Annotated in this window: 13 protein-coding genes; 4 read left to right on the forward strand and 9 right to left on the reverse strand. The window is 54.2% G+C overall.

Annotation, left to right across the window (positions count from 1 at the left end; genetic code table 11):
- Nucleotides 1-14: 14 nt before the first annotated feature.
- On the reverse strand, nucleotides 15-3,779 hold the full coding sequence (locus tag ABYA77_RS06710) for a DUF1631 family protein (protein ID WP_372965184.1): 3,765 nt from the start codon (nucleotides 3,777-3,779) through the stop codon (nucleotides 15-17).
- 189 nt (nucleotides 3,780-3,968) lie between these two features.
- Between ABYA77_RS06710 and ABYA77_RS06715 the strand changes: the two genes are divergently transcribed.
- Nucleotides 3,969-5,039 carry an aminopeptidase gene (locus ABYA77_RS06715; protein ID WP_372965185.1) on the forward strand — a complete coding sequence of 357 codons (1,071 nt, stop codon included), beginning with the start codon at nucleotides 3,969-3,971 and terminating at the stop codon, nucleotides 5,037-5,039.
- Here the strand turns inward: ABYA77_RS06715 and argA are convergent.
- The 7 genes from argA to coaBC form a co-directional block, all read right to left on the reverse strand.
- The gene (gene argA / locus ABYA77_RS06720) at nucleotides 5,013-6,320 is read right to left on the reverse strand and encodes an amino-acid N-acetyltransferase (RefSeq protein ID WP_372965186.1); all 1,308 of its coding nucleotides are present in this window, start codon (nucleotides 6,318-6,320) and stop codon (nucleotides 5,013-5,015) included. The two genes, ABYA77_RS06715 and argA, sit on opposite strands and share 27 nt — an antisense overlap.
- Nucleotides 6,321-6,337: 17 nt before the next feature.
- Entirely contained in the window at nucleotides 6,338-7,507 is a 1,170-nt protein-coding gene (gene argE, locus ABYA77_RS06725) for an acetylornithine deacetylase (RefSeq protein WP_372965187.1), read from the reverse strand.
- Between the two features lie 20 nt (nucleotides 7,508-7,527).
- Complete coding sequence (locus ABYA77_RS06730; protein WP_372965188.1) at nucleotides 7,528-8,775, reverse strand: acetylornithine deacetylase; 1,248 nt, start codon at nucleotides 8,773-8,775, stop codon at nucleotides 7,528-7,530.
- Between the two features lie 23 nt (nucleotides 8,776-8,798).
- Nucleotides 8,799-9,695, reverse strand: coding sequence for an acetylglutamate kinase (argB, locus tag ABYA77_RS06735; protein ID WP_372965189.1), 897 nt, complete (start codon nucleotides 9,693-9,695; stop codon nucleotides 8,799-8,801).
- Nucleotides 9,696-9,732: 37 nt separating this feature from the next.
- A complete protein-coding gene (locus tag ABYA77_RS06740; RefSeq protein ID WP_372965190.1) occupies nucleotides 9,733-12,369 on the reverse strand; it encodes a phosphomannomutase/phosphoglucomutase in 2,637 nt (878 codons plus the stop codon).
- A gap of 102 nt (nucleotides 12,370-12,471) precedes the next feature.
- On the reverse strand, nucleotides 12,472-12,933 hold the full coding sequence (dut, locus tag ABYA77_RS06745) for a dUTP diphosphatase (protein WP_372965191.1): 462 nt from the start codon (nucleotides 12,931-12,933) through the stop codon (nucleotides 12,472-12,474).
- Nucleotides 12,930-14,144, reverse strand: coding sequence for a bifunctional phosphopantothenoylcysteine decarboxylase/phosphopantothenate--cysteine ligase CoaBC (gene coaBC, locus ABYA77_RS06750; RefSeq protein WP_372965192.1), 1,215 nt, complete (start codon nucleotides 14,142-14,144; stop codon nucleotides 12,930-12,932). The genes dut and coaBC overlap by 4 nt, the downstream gene beginning before the upstream one ends.
- A 177-nt stretch (nucleotides 14,145-14,321) precedes the next feature.
- Here coaBC and radC point away from each other — a divergent pair, with 177 nt between their 5' ends.
- The 3 genes from radC (at nucleotide 14,322) to rpmG (ending at nucleotide 15,607) form a co-directional block, all read left to right on the forward strand.
- A complete protein-coding gene (gene radC, locus ABYA77_RS06755; RefSeq protein ID WP_372965193.1) occupies nucleotides 14,322-14,996 on the forward strand; it encodes a DNA repair protein RadC in 675 nt (224 codons plus the stop codon).
- A 207-nt stretch (nucleotides 14,997-15,203) separates the two neighbouring features.
- A complete protein-coding gene (rpmB, locus tag ABYA77_RS06760; RefSeq protein ID WP_303291685.1) occupies nucleotides 15,204-15,440 on the forward strand; it encodes a 50S ribosomal protein L28 in 237 nt (78 codons plus the stop codon).
- An 11-nt stretch (nucleotides 15,441-15,451) separates the two neighbouring features.
- Nucleotides 15,452-15,607 carry a 50S ribosomal protein L33 gene (rpmG, locus tag ABYA77_RS06765; RefSeq protein WP_372965194.1) on the forward strand — a complete coding sequence of 52 codons (156 nt, stop codon included), beginning with the start codon at nucleotides 15,452-15,454 and terminating at the stop codon, nucleotides 15,605-15,607.
- 58 nt (nucleotides 15,608-15,665) lie between these two features.
- Here rpmG and ABYA77_RS06770 read toward each other — a convergent pair whose 3' ends face one another.
- On the reverse strand, nucleotides 15,666-16,538 hold the full coding sequence (locus tag ABYA77_RS06770) for an endonuclease/exonuclease/phosphatase family protein (protein ID WP_372965195.1): 873 nt from the start codon (nucleotides 16,536-16,538) through the stop codon (nucleotides 15,666-15,668).
- Between the last annotated feature and the right edge of the window lie 40 nt (nucleotides 16,539-16,578).

A 16,578-nucleotide genomic window follows, 5' to 3' on the forward strand; every position in this document is an offset into this window, starting at 1 on the left:
AGAATTCCTGAGGTTCAGATCAAACTGTTCAGTAGCTTAGGCTTTTCAACCATAAAGCCCTGGGCATAATCCACGCCCAGTTGTCTCAGCTTATCCAGAACCTCGCGGGATTCAACCTGAGATGCAATCACTTCACGATTCATGTAGTGCGCCATATCGACCATCGATTTCACCATAGCCTGATCGGTCGGGCTTGAAGCCAGCTGACTGGTGAACGCGTTGTCAATCTTAATCAGATCCACCGGTAACGAACGCATGAACTGATAGGAGTTCGGGCCACTGCCGAAATTACCCAGACAGAAACGACAGCCAAGCTCTTTCATCTCCCGCATGAAACCTGCCACGGCCTGGACATCATGAATAGCAGAAGCCTCAGTCAGCTCAAACCACAGCCTTTCGATGGGAGCGTCTTTCTCGCTGAGTTTTTCATAGATAAATTCAAGCAGAGACTGATCGTTCAGCGAGTGCCCTGACAGGTTTACGCACACTCCGCCAACATCGCGGGCGTCCGGTGATTTGTCTCGCAGCCAATCCAGCATGTGCCCAACCACCCAGCGGTCAACCGCCTGCATCCGATCATAGCGTTCAGCCATACGCACCAGGTCACGCCCGGTGATGAGTTCGCCACTGTCGTCATACATGCTGATCAGCACTTCGTATTGCGCAGCCATGCGGGCATCGCTGTGCAACGGTATGATTTTCTGGCAGCGCAACAACATTCGTTCTTCCGCAGGATCGCTCAGGCTGGCAACCCTGGCAGCAATTTGCTCCTGACGGGCCTGGGCATCGGCCCCCAGACTGTATTCGGCAATCTTCCCCGGACCTTTGTGACGCGCGGCAGAGAGTGCCTGTTCCGAGGCCCTCAACCAGCGCGCTGCACTGGTTAAGGTTGGCAGTGCCGGCGCGATCCCGACGTTAGCTGATAACTCGTAGGCCTTGCCGTCGAAAACATAGTCACCGTTTTCAATCGTGTTCACGAACGCCTGTGCCACTTCTCCGGCGCTCTCCGCAGCCACCAGCATCGCAAACTCTGACCCTTCGATCCGGGACACTGGTGTTCCCTCACTGGCTTTCTGACACAGCATGTCGGCAATTTGTTTCAACACCTCGTCTGCGGCCTGGGAACCCGCAATGTCACTCAGCAAACGAAAACCGCGTAAATCCAGGTGCAGCAAGGTCCGGTTGCTTTCGCGCCGAACCAGTTGCTGTTCTAACTGACGTTCGAACTCGCGGCGGTTAAGCAAATGGGTCAGATCATCATGAGTCGATACCCAGGACAACTGGTCATAGACGTTACGCACCATGCGATCAATGCTTTCATCCACCAGGGGTTTTTCATACTGGGAATCCGGAATAATGACACCCTCACGCATTTTTCCCGCCAGTGCTTCCAGCTCAAGCTCAACAACCCGCATTCCCTGATGATTTACAAATACAAAACGAGTGAAGTTACGAGCCACCCAAACCAGCCGGATATATTGCGGCTCAGACGACCGGCTTTGATCTTTCATCCAGTCACCGGTGCGTAATTGCTGAGCCCGGCTGATCCAGCGCTGAAGACTTTGTTTCTCGCGTTCATCCCTGATCTGGTCATCTGGTTTCACAGATGCAGGCGGCATTTCAACCAGCTCAATAGCCGCATTCGGGCTTCGAACCACAAACTGCTTCAACTCATCCCGTATCTGAGAGGATGGCATGTGATTACTGGAAATAGAGGCCAGCCCGTCCTGAATCAATCTGAGCAATTCAGGGAGGTTCGTGTTGCTGTCAGGATCATCTGAAAACGCCAACAGCGAATCGATAACCGCCAGATAATCCCGCCAAAGCGAACTATCTTCACCCTGTCGAATCCAGGTCAGAGAGAGCAGATCACGCCAGCCTCCATCCAGCAGGCTCACCAGGGCTTTCGGCACCTTTCGGCCAGCTAACCTGCGGTCGAGTTCAGCCGCAACGGCTGCCTTGGATTCAGATACTTTCTGAGCGCCTTCTGCAGCGGCTGTCACCCGTTCCACATTTCGTCTGTACAACAAGTTCTGACGTTCTATCAGTGAGTCCAGCTCAGCTACAGTGTGCTCAAACACACCGGTGTCTTGTTCAAATTCGGTGGCAATCCGCTGAATCAGCTCGTCCACTCTGCGCTGCACCATGGGGTTCATGCGTGCCCCTTTAACACCCAGCTGTGCCAAACGATTCATCACACCCCGCACCGGGCTGCTCTGATCTTCAAAAAAAGCAGGATTTCTCATCACGACCTTAAGGACGGGTACTTCCAATTGGCGCATCCTGTTTTGGGCGTAGTGACTGAGCTTGGGGCTTTCAACAACACTGCGGAAGAACCGGTCAACAACATCCAGCGTTCCCTGATGGTCCTCTGTCAGGCGTGCGCTGCCAGCGATTTCTTTCACCTTTGCCACAACCCTGTCCTTAAGCGGAAGCTCAGGCTCATCAGGCCCTGCTGCCCGTAGCTGAAGCTCCTGCAACTCCTGGCTCAATTCCCCCGTAGACAATGGAATAGCATCAGGCTCAAACGGCTCCGCAGCAACACCTTCCCGCGCCTGACGATTAACCTTCAGGGTATCCAGAAGATTACGAACCGTCGCAAATGCCGTTTGAGCATCGTTGAAATGCCCCCGGAACTCGCCGGATATCCTTGAGCGGAACGAACGCCCTTTTTCAGTGGCTGGTACGTCATCCTGTGAGGGTGCCGACCCGGCTTTAGCCATAACAGGCCGAGGCGTTTCCTCAGTTTTTCTGGCCTGTTCGCGCACAGACCGGGCCTTTCCGGCAGGTCTGTCACTGAGGTACTTCGTCAAATCCAGGTCCGGCAAGACGCCATGCCGGATCAGTATGCTATTCAGCTCGCGATACAGCGGTCCCAACTGCCGGATCACAGATTGCTCAAATACCTTAAGGCAAACCTTCTCAACCTCACGACTGGCCTTCAACTGAACCAAAGCATGGTGAAAGGCTTCACACACCAAGGCTGGCCCCAGGGGATTGTGGTGGCCCGTTCGATTGGTAATGCCCAACTTATCCAGTCGCAATTTGAGCTGCAGCAGATCACCCCGGTACAAGGTGTCAGCACGGGTAACCATCACCCTGACCGCTAACCAGTCTTCAAATTCATTTTTATCGACTACTGACAGTATTGCGCCTGCAGCACCTTTGGGCTCTGGCTTCAGCGGCGATTCCAGGCTGCGGGCCATATGGTGCCAGAGCACACGCCGTCGCCCCTGAATCTGCCCTGACGCATCCAGATACTGATTGGAAAGCTGGTCATTGGAGGCTTTCTGAGCGGCCTGACTGAGCGCTTCTGTGACATTCACAAACCACGCATCCATCAGAGGCTCAATAAACCGGGTAATCGTTTTAGCGCACTGATGCAGTACAAACTGCACGCGGTCACTCGGTGCCTGCAGCGATGAGCGGTCTTGGTCGTTTGTGCTGCCACACATCTGCAAAAGCGCACTCACCGCCTCTGGGTTGGGGCGGGCAAAAGCAACACCCATGGCACGGTCAATTCGGCGGGCGGGGCTGACATGGAGTTCGTGACGAATGCTGTTTTCCAGCCCTCGGAAACGCACAACCAGCTCTTTCGGCTGAGACTGCTTGAAAGCCTGGTCAAGTTTGGCGGAAGTTTGACCGGAATAACGGATGTACAGGCCTTCCGCACAGAAATCCGCAATCTGGCATGGCCAAGCCTCGCCCTGGCCAATATCGATTTGTGCAGCAAGTTTGATAGGCTGCCTGGGACTACTGCGACGTTCTCTCGGATCCATGAATAATTGACCAGTTATAAAGCCGGCTCTGCCACCGGGAAGAAAATACCCAGCGAACGTCCCTGATCAGGTGGTACACACCACCTGCTATGATATGAGTTACAGTGGCCAGGGGTTACCCCTCGGCGTTACCCGGATAAACAAGCAATACAGTGACCAGGCTCACACTTCACCAGAACATTCGGATTCATGAAACAGCTTAATCAGATCTATCTTGTTTTGCTACTGTTTACCAGCCTGCAGGGCTGTTCGAGCCTCAGCTATTATAGTCAAGCCATCGGCGGCCATGTATCACTGATGATGCGCAACCAGCCCATTGACGAGGTTGTTCAACGCCCCGACATCGCCCCGGAGCTGCGACAATCACTCTTAACCGCACAAACCGCCAGTACCTTCGCAGACAAAACGCTTCAGTTGCCAGTTGGCGGAGCATTTTCAGGTTATGTAGAGCTGGAGCACCCGTGGGTTGTTGTGAACCTGGTGGCGGTGCCCGAGTTCTCCCTGAATCCGCACCAATGGTGCTACCCGGTGGCGGGCTGTCAGGCATACCGGGGTTACTTTGACCTGGAGCAGGCAAAACAAGAGCGTCAGCACTTCCTCCAGCAAGGATACGATACCCTGATTGGCGCAGTGACCGCTTATTCAACCCTCGGGTGGTTTGATGACCCTCTGCACACGGGGTTCACCAGCCTTCCGGAAGACCGGATGGTTTCTCTGATGTTCCACGAGCTCGCCCACCGGGTGGTCTATCTGAACGGCGACACCGCATTTAATGAAAGCTTTGCCACAGCTGTAGAGCTTGAAGGGCTGCGCTTGTGGCTCGAAAGCCGAGGCACACCTGAGAGTTTTGACCAGGCACTGAAACGACTGGAGCACCGAAACAGAACCCTTGAATTGGTTCAGGCAACCAGTGAAAAGCTTAATCAGCTATACCAGTCAAAGAGTCAGCTAAGCCCGGAACAACTCAGGCTTGGCAAAAAACAAGCTCTAAGTGAACTGTCTATGCAATATGAGGCCTTGTCACGCCATTACCCGGAGCCGGGGCCTTTCGGTCCTCCACCGGTAAAACTGAACAATGCCAATCTGGCCATTTTCCAGCAATACAACCAGTATGTCCCGGCGTTCAGGCAGTTATTGCGAGAGTCCGACTCGGACTTTAAAGAGTTTTATAAAGCCGTCAGCCAGCTGTCTGAGCAACCCGTAGCCGAGCGCCAGCGAACGCTGGACGCTCTGTCACAACGGTTTGTAGAACACTTTTGAATTTCGCAAAGGATTATATGTAGCCAATTTGGGACCAGGCAGATCCTGCACTGTCGTTGGCAGGAACCCCCGTTCCCGGAACCAGTGTTCCGTCTGGGTCGTCAGTACAAACAATTGATGGATACCCAGCCGCCGCGCCTGCTTTTCAATCATCATCAGAATGTCATCACCACGACCGGCTCGACGATAGGCGGGGTCTACTGCAAAGCAGGACAACTCCCCTGCCTGCTCTTCAGGGTAATAGTATAGCGCTGCACAACCAACGATCGTGCCATCCCGCTCGGCTACCACAAAGCGGTCGATTTCGGTCTCCAGCATTTCCCGGGAACGACGCACCAAAACGCCTTGCTCTTCCAGTGGCTGAATCAACTCCAGAATGCCCCCGATATCTTCTGCTTTAGCTTGCCGGATCTGTTCATAATCATCGCCACTGACCAGAGTTCCCGAACCATCGCGGGTGAACATTTCTTTGAGCAAAGCACCATCTTCGGAGTAACTGATAATGTGTGCCCGGCGCACGCCCTTCATACAGGCGTCACAGGCAGCTTTGAGCAAGGCAACGTCCTGGCCGGTAACGGTATTGTCGGTAAGGCGTTCGGATGCCTGACGAGCGCCCAGCTCCCGAATCAGAGAGCCATCCTCATCCAGAACACCTTCATCATCGATGAAGACAATCAGCTTTTCAGCTTTCAGTGCCGCGGCCACCTGACTCCCGACGTCTTCATAAGAAAGATTGAATGCGTCACCGGTCGGAGAATAGCCCATAGGGGGAAGCAGAATGATATGCCCCAGCTCTAACAGCCGTTCAATACCCGAAGTATCAATCCGGCGCACCCGGCCGGTATAGCCAAAATCAACGCCGTCCAGAACCCCGACAGGCTTGGCGGTAACATAGTTACCACTACTCACCCGAATTCGGGCATTGTGCATCGGCGAGTTGATCAGCCCCATAGACAGCTGGCTTTCCATATAGGCTCTTAAACCCCCAATGGCTTCCATCACCAGCGGCAAATGGTCATCCGGGGTAATGCGCAGACCTTGGGCAAAGGAGGATTCCAGGCCAGCTTCATCCAAACGGGACTGAATTTGGGGACGGCCACCAAAAGCCACAACAAGACGGACACCCAGGCTTCCAAGTAAGGCAATATCGTGAATGATGTTGATAAAGTTCCGGTGTTCTATGGCGTCCCCGGGCATGGTCAAAACCACCGTACGCCCGCGATGGGCGTTGATGTAAGGGGATGAGTGACGAAACCCATGCAGCCATTCGTTTGATTTCAATCCAGTCTCCCTTTTCATCAAAGACAAAACTCTTTTATTAATCCGCGCAGAATATTCACGGTTGGCTGTAGCTGAGACAACGCCAGAAATTCATCAGGTTGGTGCGCCTGATCAATGGATCCGGGGCCCATCACCAAAGTTTCCATACCAAGCTTTTGCAGCCAGGGTGCCTCCGTGGCAAAAGCCACGGAATGAGCCGTATGGCCAGTAAGCTTTTCACAGGCTTTGACCAGCGCTGCATCTGCCGGAGTTTCAAACGGAGGTACACCATCAAACAGAGGCTCGAAGGTCAGCTTCAGCTGCCGACGTTCAGCCAGAGGCTGAACGCGGCTCAAAATGGCTTGCCGTAAGGTATCCATATTCATCCCCGGCAACGGGCGCAGATCAAAATGCAACTCGCACCTGGCACAAATACGGTTCGGATTATCACCGCCATGAATACAGCCCAGGTTCAATGTGGGCACTTGCACCGCGAAGCTCGGATTCTGATATTTATCTTGCCACTCAGCCCGCAAAGCCAATAACTCGGTCATCGCTTCATGCATCCCTTCAAGGGCATTACGGCCGAGTTCGGGGTCAGAGGAATGCCCGGACTGCCCTTCAAAACCAAGCCGCTCCATCATAATACCTTTGTGCATCCGAACCGGTGTGAGGCCGGTAGGCTCACCAATGACCGCATAGCGTGCTTTGGGCTTGCCGGATTCTGCCAATGCGCGTGCGCCATTCATGGAGGTTTCTTCGTCGGCCGTTGCCAGAATAATCAACGGATGCCGTAACGGTTGGTCCACGAAGGCTTTCGCCGCTTCGATCGCCAGCGCAAAAAAACCCTTCATATCACAGGTGCCTAGCCCGTAAAAACGGCCATCTCTTTCCGTCAGGGTGAAAGGGTCGGTCTGCCAGCGCTGATCATCAAAAGGTACGGTATCGGTATGCCCCGAAAGCACCAGTCCCCCGGGGCCGCGGCCTAAGGTGGCAATCAGGTTGTATTTACCGGGCATGCCGGGCACATCAATAATTTCGATCGAAAACCCCATTGCCCCCAGCCACTCGGCTAACAAACGGACAACCGCTTCGTTGCTGTGGTCCCAGTCTGGCGATGCGCTACTGATGGACGGCAGGGAAATCAGCCGGGCCAGCATGTCCCGGACGCCCGGCACCGCAGTTTTCGTATCAGTACCTTGCACCATAGGAGCCTCCCGGCCGTGAGTCAGTCTGTCCGGCCCCGCCGCCAGACTTCAAACTGGGCAACCGCACGAATAAGCATCGGGTAGGCCATTTCACCGCCGGCCAGCATTCGGGACACTTCCAGTTCCCGATCACCCACGCTTACCAACTTACCTTCGACCTGATTATCGTTAGAAAGCGTCACCCGTACCTTTCGACCCAGCCAAAGGTTTGCATTTTCAACAGGCTCAGCATACCACTGAGCGACATTGGGGTTTTCCGGCTGAACGGGCAGTTCAGGCGCTTCAGTGGCAACATCCGGCACGACAGGCAATACTTCAGTCAGGTAAACATCTGGCACCTTTGCACCGTTATAGATTACCTGCCAGGCGGTATCCGATTCCTCATCAGTTCGCACTGGAATGCCCAAAGTGTCTGAATCAGGGTCCAGGGTAAACGAAAGTTCGCCACCCTCTGTTAACCATTGCCGGTAAAGCGCCAGGAGCTGACTACTCCCCTTATAGCCCCGATCCTCAAGCCCCCGGGCCAAAGCTTTGGCCGCAGCCACACTCCATTCGTTTAACGTGAGGCCGGTTTCCCGGGAGCAATAAGCCGATAGTCTGCGCATCAGGCCGGCATCACGGAGTGTTACATTGGCAATCGATGAACCGTTGTTATCCAACCGGATGTCAGTACGGCCAGGCCTTACCCGGACACCCGGCCAGTTCACTTCCAGGCTGCCGGTTTCCACGGTGTACAGCTCTGCACGAAAACCATCCGGGGACTGGACCAGCAGAAAGTCGCCAGCAACCGCATCAATCCCCATTCGTTTCAGATCACCACTGCCCAAATGCTGTCGGGGGTCTGGCGCACATGCAAGAGCAACCAGGGGTGTGCTGGCAGACTCCTCATCCGCACCTTCAGTAACCCAGTTTCGGAACATGGTGGGCTCCAGCGTCATGCTGGCCTGTTCAATAGCCAGTTGCCAGCGACCACCCAAAGACTCCGGGTTGGCAAGGGCGGTCAACAGGGCTATGGGGGAACCTGCGTCCAGTTCAACTACCCCTAACGCCAGAGGCTGAGTGAGCTTGAAATCAAGCCAGCGGGCTCCGCTCAATAGCACTCGACCGTCCAGTGACGAACCAATGCTGCCCCGTTCCAACACACCAAACTCAGACAATTCGGTCCGAGCCTCTGCCAGGCGCTGATCCACCAGCCACCAGACAGCGGCTTTGTAGCCGGCAAACGCGACTAAACTCAGCACAATCAGAAAGGACAGCAGGCGCTTCATCCGATTACTCCCGGTCAGGCTTATCAGTTACGGGAAATCAGGGTGCCAACACCCTCGTCAGTAAACATTTCCAGTAAACAGGCGTTGGCCACTCGGCCATCGATGATATGAGAGGTACGAACACCATTTTCTACTGCGCTCAAAGCACAGCGGATCTTCGGCAGCATACCGCCATGAATAGTGCCGTCTTCAATCAATTCATTTACTTGCTGAGCTGTAAGCCCCGTGAGCACTTGATCGTCCTTGTTTTTCAGCCCCGATACGTTGGTCAGCAGGATCAGCTTTTCAGCTTTCATAGCTTCAGCCACCTTGCCGGCAACCAGATCTGCATTGATGTTGTACGAAGTGCCGTCAGACCCGACACCGATAGGAGCAATAACCGGAATCACGTTGCTACGGGTCAGCATATCGATAACATCTACATTCACGCTGGCGACTTCGCCAACATGGCCGATATCAATTATTTCCGCACCTTCATGTTCTGGCGAACGGTCAACCACTTCCAGCTTGCGGGCACGAATCAGGTTCGCATCTTTACCGGTCAGGCCAACGGCAGTACCGCCCTGAGCGTTGATCAGCGATACGATTTCCTTGTTGACTTGCCCGCCAAGCACCATTTCCACTACATCCATGGTTTCAGCGTCGGTAACGCGCATACCATTCACAAAACGGGACTTAATATGCAGCCGTGCCAGCAAGTCGCCAATTTGCGGGCCGCCACCATGAACCACGATGGGATTGATGCCCACCAGTTTCATCAGTACAACATCACGGGCGAAGCTGCTTTTCAGATCTTCATTTTCCATGGCATTGCCGCCGTACTTGATCACGACTGTCTTGCCAGTAAACCGTTGAATATAAGGCAAGCCCCGGCTTAAAACCGAGGCCACCTGCATTGCTGTTTCACGATCCAGCGCCATGGTGATGTGTTGATCCTTACTGTAAGAGAATGATTGATCAGAAATCTGCAACCAGATCTGGTGCAGCTTTCTGTAACTGTTCCCGGAACACGGTTTTGATCCGTTCCAGGGCATTTTCGGTTTCTGCTTCAAACCTCAGAACAAGAACCGGCGTGGTATTGGAGGCCCGGCAAAGTCCCCAGCCGTCAGAGTAATCTACCCGGACGCCATCAATGTTGCTGACGTTACCGTCACCAAAGTCACCCAGCTCACTGAGGCGTTTGATGATTGCGAATTTATCGCTTTCCGTCACCGCGACATTCAGCTCAGGAGTACTGATATCTTCAGGGAAATCCGCAAATACCTCGTCACTATCACGGTCTTCAATACCCAGAATTTCCAATAAGCGCGCAGCTGAATAAAGTCCATCATCAAAGCCGTACCAACGCTCACCAAAAAACACATGACCACTCAGTTCACCAGCCAGAAGCGCACCGGTTTCTTTCATTTTGGCCTTCATCAGAGAGTGGCCGCTTTTCCACATAACAGGGCGTCCGCCGGCCTCGGAAATAACACCCGCCAGACGCCGGCTGCACTTCACATCGTAAAGCACATCTGCCCCGGGGTTTCTGGACACCACATCGCGGGCAAACAACATTAACAGACGATCCGGCCAGATGATCTTGCCACTATTCGTTACAACCCCAAGGCGATCCCCGTCCCCGTCAAAAGCCAGACCGATATCCGCGCCGGTTTCCTTAACCTTGGCGATCAGGTCCTGAAGGTTTTCCGGCTTGCCCGGGTCAGGATGGTGATTGGGGAAGTCTCCGTCAATATCACAAAAGAGTGGAACCACTTCGCAACCAAGTTCTTCAACGAGTATCGGGGCCAGTTCACCGGCAATGCCGTTACCTGCATCCACCACAACTTTAAGAGGAGCCGCAACCGCAATATCACCAACGATACGGTCCAGGTAAGCCCGGCGGACATCTTCGTTGGATTCAGTTCCCTGGCCAGAGATAAAGTCACCCACCTGTATCCTCTGATACAGTTTTTGGATAGCTTCCCCTGAGAGGGTCTCACCACCCAACATGATTTTCAGACCGTTATAGTTTGCCGGGTTGTGACTCCCTGTCACCATAACTCCAGAGCCGGTCTCCAGATGATGTGTGGCGAAGTAGAGCACCGGAGTAGGCACTGCACCCACATGGATTACGCTGCAACCTGTAGACATCACTCCCCTGGCCAAAGCCCCGGCCAGTTCAGGGCTGGAATGGCGACCGTCGTAACCGATGCACAACGATGTCACACCGCGACTGGAGGCCTCAGAACCGATGGCCCGGCCGATTACCTCAACCACACCGGCAGACAGGTTTTCCCCCACAATGCCGCGAATATCATAAGCACGGAAGATTTCTGAGGCGACTTCGACCTCAGGCAACGTGTTTTCCTCAACTTCGGGGATACCTTCATCAAACAACGGTGTATCCGAACTGCCAAAACCCAATACATCTTCATCGCCATCGAGCATATCAATGCCCAGCATATCTTTATCCTTGAACAAGGCCTCGTCCTGGCTCGCAGCTTTGGCCACTCCCGATGTGGGAGGATTCTGCACCGCTGCCTCATTCGATTTGGCAACTCGTTTTTCCACTACCTGAGACAATCGGGCCAACACTTCTCCGGTGGAGGCAACAATATCCCAGTGGGAATCCGGTAGCTTCATCCGCTCACCGCTAAACACTTTGTGGGCCCACTGAATCATGGAGGCAAGGTCTTCGCGTATACCCCGCTGCGCGCCACCGAGTAACACCCACACTACAACGGCTGCCAACAGCACCGGCACCCCCACCAAAAGTGCCAGCAGAACAGTGCTTATCGGGGCAACCGGCCCGGCCGCGGCCTGAAAAACTACGGACCAGTCCGGGTTGATCAATGTGCGGGACATTTCCGGGCCGCTGCCAGTTCCCGAGCTGACTACCGTCCGCGTACTACCATTAACCGCCTGAACCAAAGCCAGGCGCCCGCCCAGGGCTTTGTCGCCGACACTCAGCAGGGGTGCGATATGATCCGCTTTGAACACAACCAGTACCGTACCCACTACAGCCTTACTGACAGCACTTCTGATCGGGGCAGCAAATTGCAGGTACCATTGATTTTCCCTGGGAAACGCATCCGGCAGCATAGGCTGCCCATTTTCCGCGCGCCGGGCTAACTCCAGCCCCGCAAATCCGAGCAAGCTCTCACCATTGCCGGTTCTGGGAACACCCCGGTGAGGAAAAACGAACACGGCAGAGGCCCCATTCACGGCAGTACGGAGCTGCTGAGCGAGTGCTCTGAGGTCGGCTTCACTGGCCAGAGTTTCAACCACAAACCGCTGGTTCGCTACCGCCTGCACCTGCCCCTGCAGTGCGGTCAGATAATGATTCAGGCGTTTTTGGGCGTTTTCTGTTTCTACAGTTACAGCCCTGTCATAGCTGCCTTGAGCCGCAGGCAATGCCACCAAAAAGTGCAATAGCCCCGCTGAAATAACTCCGGCCAGAACGACAACCAAAGCCTGAGTTGCCGCAACAGAATTCAGTTTTTTGAGACGGGCCCCCGCTGAACGCGCTGCCCGCTTTTCTTTCGCACCAGATACCACTTCCGGCTGGCCTTCCACATCAGGGCCCTTAACCTTGCTCTTACCGAATTTCATAGCGCATCCCGTCGTTATTATTTGTTCTGGACAAACTCTTATTCCACAAAGTATAGACGCCCGTCATCTTCAGCGCCGTCAGTCAGGCAGCCTGCACAAACATTAATGACTGCCGGTTGAGCCGAAACCACCTTCACCACGGCTGCTGGCATCGAACTCAGACACCACTTCAAAATCTGCCTGAACGACTGGCACCAGCACCATCTGTGCAATCCGTTCACCGATTTCAACGGTGAACGCAGCCTGACCCCGGTTCCAGCATGACACCATCAGTTCACCCTGATAATCCGAATCAATCAAACCCACCAGATTACCCAACACAATACCGTGCTTATGCCCCAGGCCGCTCCGGGGCAGAATCATCGCTGCCAGGGAGGGGTCTGCAATGTGTACAGACAATCCAGTAGGTATCAAATGCGTTTCGCCGGGAGCCAGAGTAAGTGGCTGTTTAAGGCAGGCTCGCAGATCAAGGCCCGCAGATCCCTCGGTTGCATATTCAGGGAAGGGAATCTCAGCACCGATGCGATCATCCAGAATTCTTACCTGTAGTTTTTTTCGACTCATTGATTTCCAGCCCTGTTGCTGTGTTCTGCGATTAACGTCACCAGCCGGGCAGCGATAAATTGCTTACTCTCCGGCCCTATAGATTCCTGTCCATCCGCCCAGAAGACGGTTACCGCATTATGATCGCTATTGAATCCCAGCCCGGGGGCAGACACATCGTTAGCGACAATCATCTTAAGCTGTTTGCGTTGCATTTTATCCATAGCGTAACGGGCAACATCGGTTGTTTCTGCCGCAAAGCCTACGGTAAAAGGCGCATCGGCTCTGGCCGCAATGGTTGCAAGAGTATCCGGATTACGCACCAGTGAGAGCCCCATGACGTCACTGGTTTTCTTGATTTTGTTGTCAGCGCACGATTCAGGCCGATAGTCCGCTACAGCGGCTGTAGCAATAAATATATCGCACCCCTCGCTGACAGCCTGCTCAGACTCCCGCAGCATATCCTCCGCGGTCATCGCCGACCTGACGTTAACCCCCTCCGGCGCAGCCAGGTTAACGGGCCCGCTCACCAAAACCACGTGGGCACCGCTCGCAACGGCGGCTTCGGCGATGGCATAACCCATTTTCCCGGAACTGTGATTGGAGATATAACGCACCGGGTCGATTGGCTCCCGTGTCGGCCCCGCCGTAATCACCAGGCGCTTACCCGCGAGCGGGCCTGCCACTCCGGGAACCTGCTCCGTCAGAATCAGCGTTGCCAGGACGTGTGGTTCCAGCATTCTACCTGGCCCGGTGTCACCACAAGCCTGCTCGCCCTGATCAGGCCCCCAGACAGTAATCTGCGAATCTTCCGACAGCAACCGGAGGTTTCTCTGGGTCCGGTTATTTTTCCACATAGCCTGATTCATCGCCGGAGCCACTGCGATTGGTGCTTCTGTCGCACAACAAACCGTAGTCAGCAGATCATCGGCCATACCTTGAGCAAGACGAGCTAAAAAATCAGCCGAGGCAGGCGCAACAACAACCTGATCCGCCCATTTCGCCAGTTCAATATGCCCCATGCCAGCTTCTGCTTCCGGGTCCAGCAGTGAAGTACGCACCGGCTCTCCGCTTAAGGCCTGGAACGTCAGGGGCGTTACAAAGGCTTCAGCACCGCGAGTCATGACCACACGGACTTCGAGCCCGGCTTTTTTCAGCAATCGAACCAGCTCAGCGCTCTTGTAGGCGGCAATGCCACCGGTGATTCCCAGCAGTATTCGTCTGGCGGCCATGAGGGCTCCGTAATCCCGTAAAAAGAAAGGCTTATAAGATAGCACGCCCGGCGCTGACAGACAGCCCGCGCGCACCAACGTTCGTTTACCAAATGTTACCTTTTCGAGTACCCTTTGTAACTTTGAGAACGCGATGCAGGACGCATCAACGATCAACACCCCCGCAAGGAAGCTATTATGACCGACTCCAGCTGGCCCAGCGACGAGCGCCCACGCGAGCGACTGCTCGCCCATGGCGCAGAATCCTTGTCAGACGCAGAACTCCTCGCCATCTTTCTGCGCACCGGAACCACCGGAATGCCGGTGATGGCCATGGCACGATATCTCATCGAAGAATTTTCCGGCCTGCGCGGCCTGATGACCGCTTCTCGCCGACAGTTTTGCCAGGTTAAAGGTCTGGGCACCGCGAAATATGCCCAGGTTCAGGCGGCGATGGAAATGGCCAGACGAGTGATGGACGAACCGCTGCGCCAAGGCGACCCGCTACGTTCCCCGGCAGACACCCGGCGGTTCCTGACCAGCCGCCTTGCGACCTACCCTCACGAAGTCTTCGCCGGGCTATTTCTGGACAACCGGCACCGGGTAATCCAATACCGGGAACTGTTCAGAGGCACCATTGATGGCGCGGCAGTTTATCCTCGCGAAGTTGTTCGGCAAGCCTTGGAAGACAACGCCGCAGCGGTTATCTTCGCCCACAATCACCCGTCAGGGGTTGCCGAACCCAGTCAGGCCGATATTTCATTAACTCGCCGCCTGAAAGAAGCTCTGGGCTTGGTGGATATCAGGGTTCTTGACCATATGGTTATTGGTCACGGTGAGGTAATATCCCTCGCTGAAAGAGGACTGATGTAACCGCCACCGAAAAACTGGCCAAAATCCCAACAATTTTTTGCGTTGGGTCGCCGGTTCTGGTATAAAAGCGTCCCTTTCTGGCGGTATCTGGCGTATTGCGCCCAGTTTACAGGCGCGAACCGGTAGCAGAGTTAGCTCCGGAGCAACCAGAGACGCATTAAATAACGAATTCGCATTGATAGACCAGTGCTCAGGTCGGAGGCATGTATGTCCAGAGTTTGTCAGGTTACCGGTAAGCGTCCGGTTACCGGTAACAACGTATCCCACGCGATGAATCACACTCGTCGTCGTTTTCTGCCTAATCTGCAGAATCACCGTTTCTGGGTTGAAACCGAGAAGCGTTTCGTGAAGCTGCGCGTATCTACTAAAGGCATGCGCATCATCGATAAAAAAGGCATTGACGCTGTACTGGCCGATCTTCGTGCCCGCGGCGAGAAATTCTAAGGAGCTGCATCATGCGCGAAAAAATCAAGCTGGTATCGTCAGCAAACACCGGTCATTTCTACACGACCATGAAAAACAAGCGTAACACTCCGGAAAAAGTTGAGATCAAAAAGTACGATCCGGTTGTTCGTAAGCACGTTATGTACAAGGAAGCCAAGATCAAGTAATTGATCCTGCCTCCACAAAAAACCCGGCCTTCGCGCCGGGTTTTTTATTGCATGGAATTCATACGACAGATCGAAAAGCCTCTAAATACCCTTTAGGCAGAGCAATATCCAAAGCGATGGGAAGATGATCGGAGACAGGGTAGCTCACCACACCCGATTGGCGAACCTCCAGAGAAGGACTGACAAGAATGTGATCCAACGCCTTTTCAGGACGCCAACTGGGAAAGCTGTGCGCCGTGTCCGGCAACGGAACCAGGTCTGTTTCCCGCAACGGTGTACGGGTCAACAACTGCTCGGCATGGGCATTCATATCCCCCATCAACACGACATGACGATATTCGCTGATCAGGTCACGGATAAAACCCAGCTGACGCTGCTGTGCAGATTTACTCAGAGACAGGTGCATCAGTACCAGCACCAAAGGATCTTCCTTCAAACCGTAGCGGGCAACAATAGCGCCCCGCCCCGGAATCAACCCGGGCAATTTGTGCTCGGTGACATCCAGCGGCCGGAAACGACTTAACAGACCATTACTGTGCTGGGCAATCTGACCTAAATTCCGGTTCAACTGCTGATACCAATAAGGAATCCCTGCAGCCTCTGCCAGATATTGCACCTGATTAATATATCCACTACGCAAACTGCCACCATCACACTCCTGCAAAGCCACTACATCGTACTGGCTTAAAAGGGCGGCAATGCGATCAAGGTTTTCAATACGGCGACGATTAGGAAGAAAATGCTGCCAACTGCGGGTCACATAATGACGGTAGGAGGAAGTGTTAATACCAACCTGAATGTTAAACGTTAACAGCCTGAGATGGCGGTGAGGCTCAAAGTCAGGAACGTGCTCGCTGCCCGAGCACGTTCCTCGCGGAGATCCTTTCGGTTTCAGTATGTTGTCAATCTGGCTACGAATCCGTTTATACATAGCTCGCGATTCCAAGACTAACCCTGAAAACTGTCAGCAC

It is taken from the genome of Marinobacter sp. (assembly GCF_041595835.1).
In the GTDB taxonomy this organism is placed as follows: Bacteria; Pseudomonadota; Gammaproteobacteria; order Pseudomonadales; family Oleiphilaceae; genus Marinobacter.

Bases quoted from the DNA above. Each gene is read 5' to 3' on its own strand.
- ABYA77_RS06715 (WP_372965185.1), top strand. From the start codon at position 3,969: ATGAAACAGCTTAATCAGATCTATCTTGTTTTGCTACTGTTTACCAGC.
- ABYA77_RS06770 (WP_372965195.1), bottom strand. From the start codon at position 16,538: ATGTATAAACGGATTCGTAGCCAGATTGACAACATACTGAAACCGAAA.
- rpmG (WP_372965194.1), top strand. From the start codon at position 15,452: ATGCGCGAAAAAATCAAGCTGGTATCGTCAGCAAACACCGGTCATTTC.
- ABYA77_RS06710 (WP_372965184.1), bottom strand. From the start codon at position 3,779: ATGGATCCGAGAGAACGTCGCAGTAGTCCCAGGCAGCCTATCAAACTT.
- radC (WP_372965193.1), top strand. From the start codon at position 14,322: ATGACCGACTCCAGCTGGCCCAGCGACGAGCGCCCACGCGAGCGACTG.
- rpmB (WP_303291685.1), top strand. From the start codon at position 15,204: ATGTCCAGAGTTTGTCAGGTTACCGGTAAGCGTCCGGTTACCGGTAAC.
- coaBC (WP_372965192.1), bottom strand. From the start codon at position 14,144: ATGGCCGCCAGACGAATACTGCTGGGAATCACCGGTGGCATTGCCGCC.
- argE (WP_372965187.1), bottom strand. From the start codon at position 7,507: ATGGTGCAAGGTACTGATACGAAAACTGCGGTGCCGGGCGTCCGGGAC.
- dut (WP_372965191.1), bottom strand. From the start codon at position 12,933: ATGAGTCGAAAAAAACTACAGGTAAGAATTCTGGATGATCGCATCGGT.
- ABYA77_RS06730 (WP_372965188.1), bottom strand. From the start codon at position 8,775: ATGAAGCGCCTGCTGTCCTTTCTGATTGTGCTGAGTTTAGTCGCGTTT.
- argB (WP_372965189.1), bottom strand. From the start codon at position 9,695: ATGGCGCTGGATCGTGAAACAGCAATGCAGGTGGCCTCGGTTTTAAGC.
- ABYA77_RS06740 (WP_372965190.1), bottom strand. From the start codon at position 12,369: ATGAAATTCGGTAAGAGCAAGGTTAAGGGCCCTGATGTGGAAGGCCAG.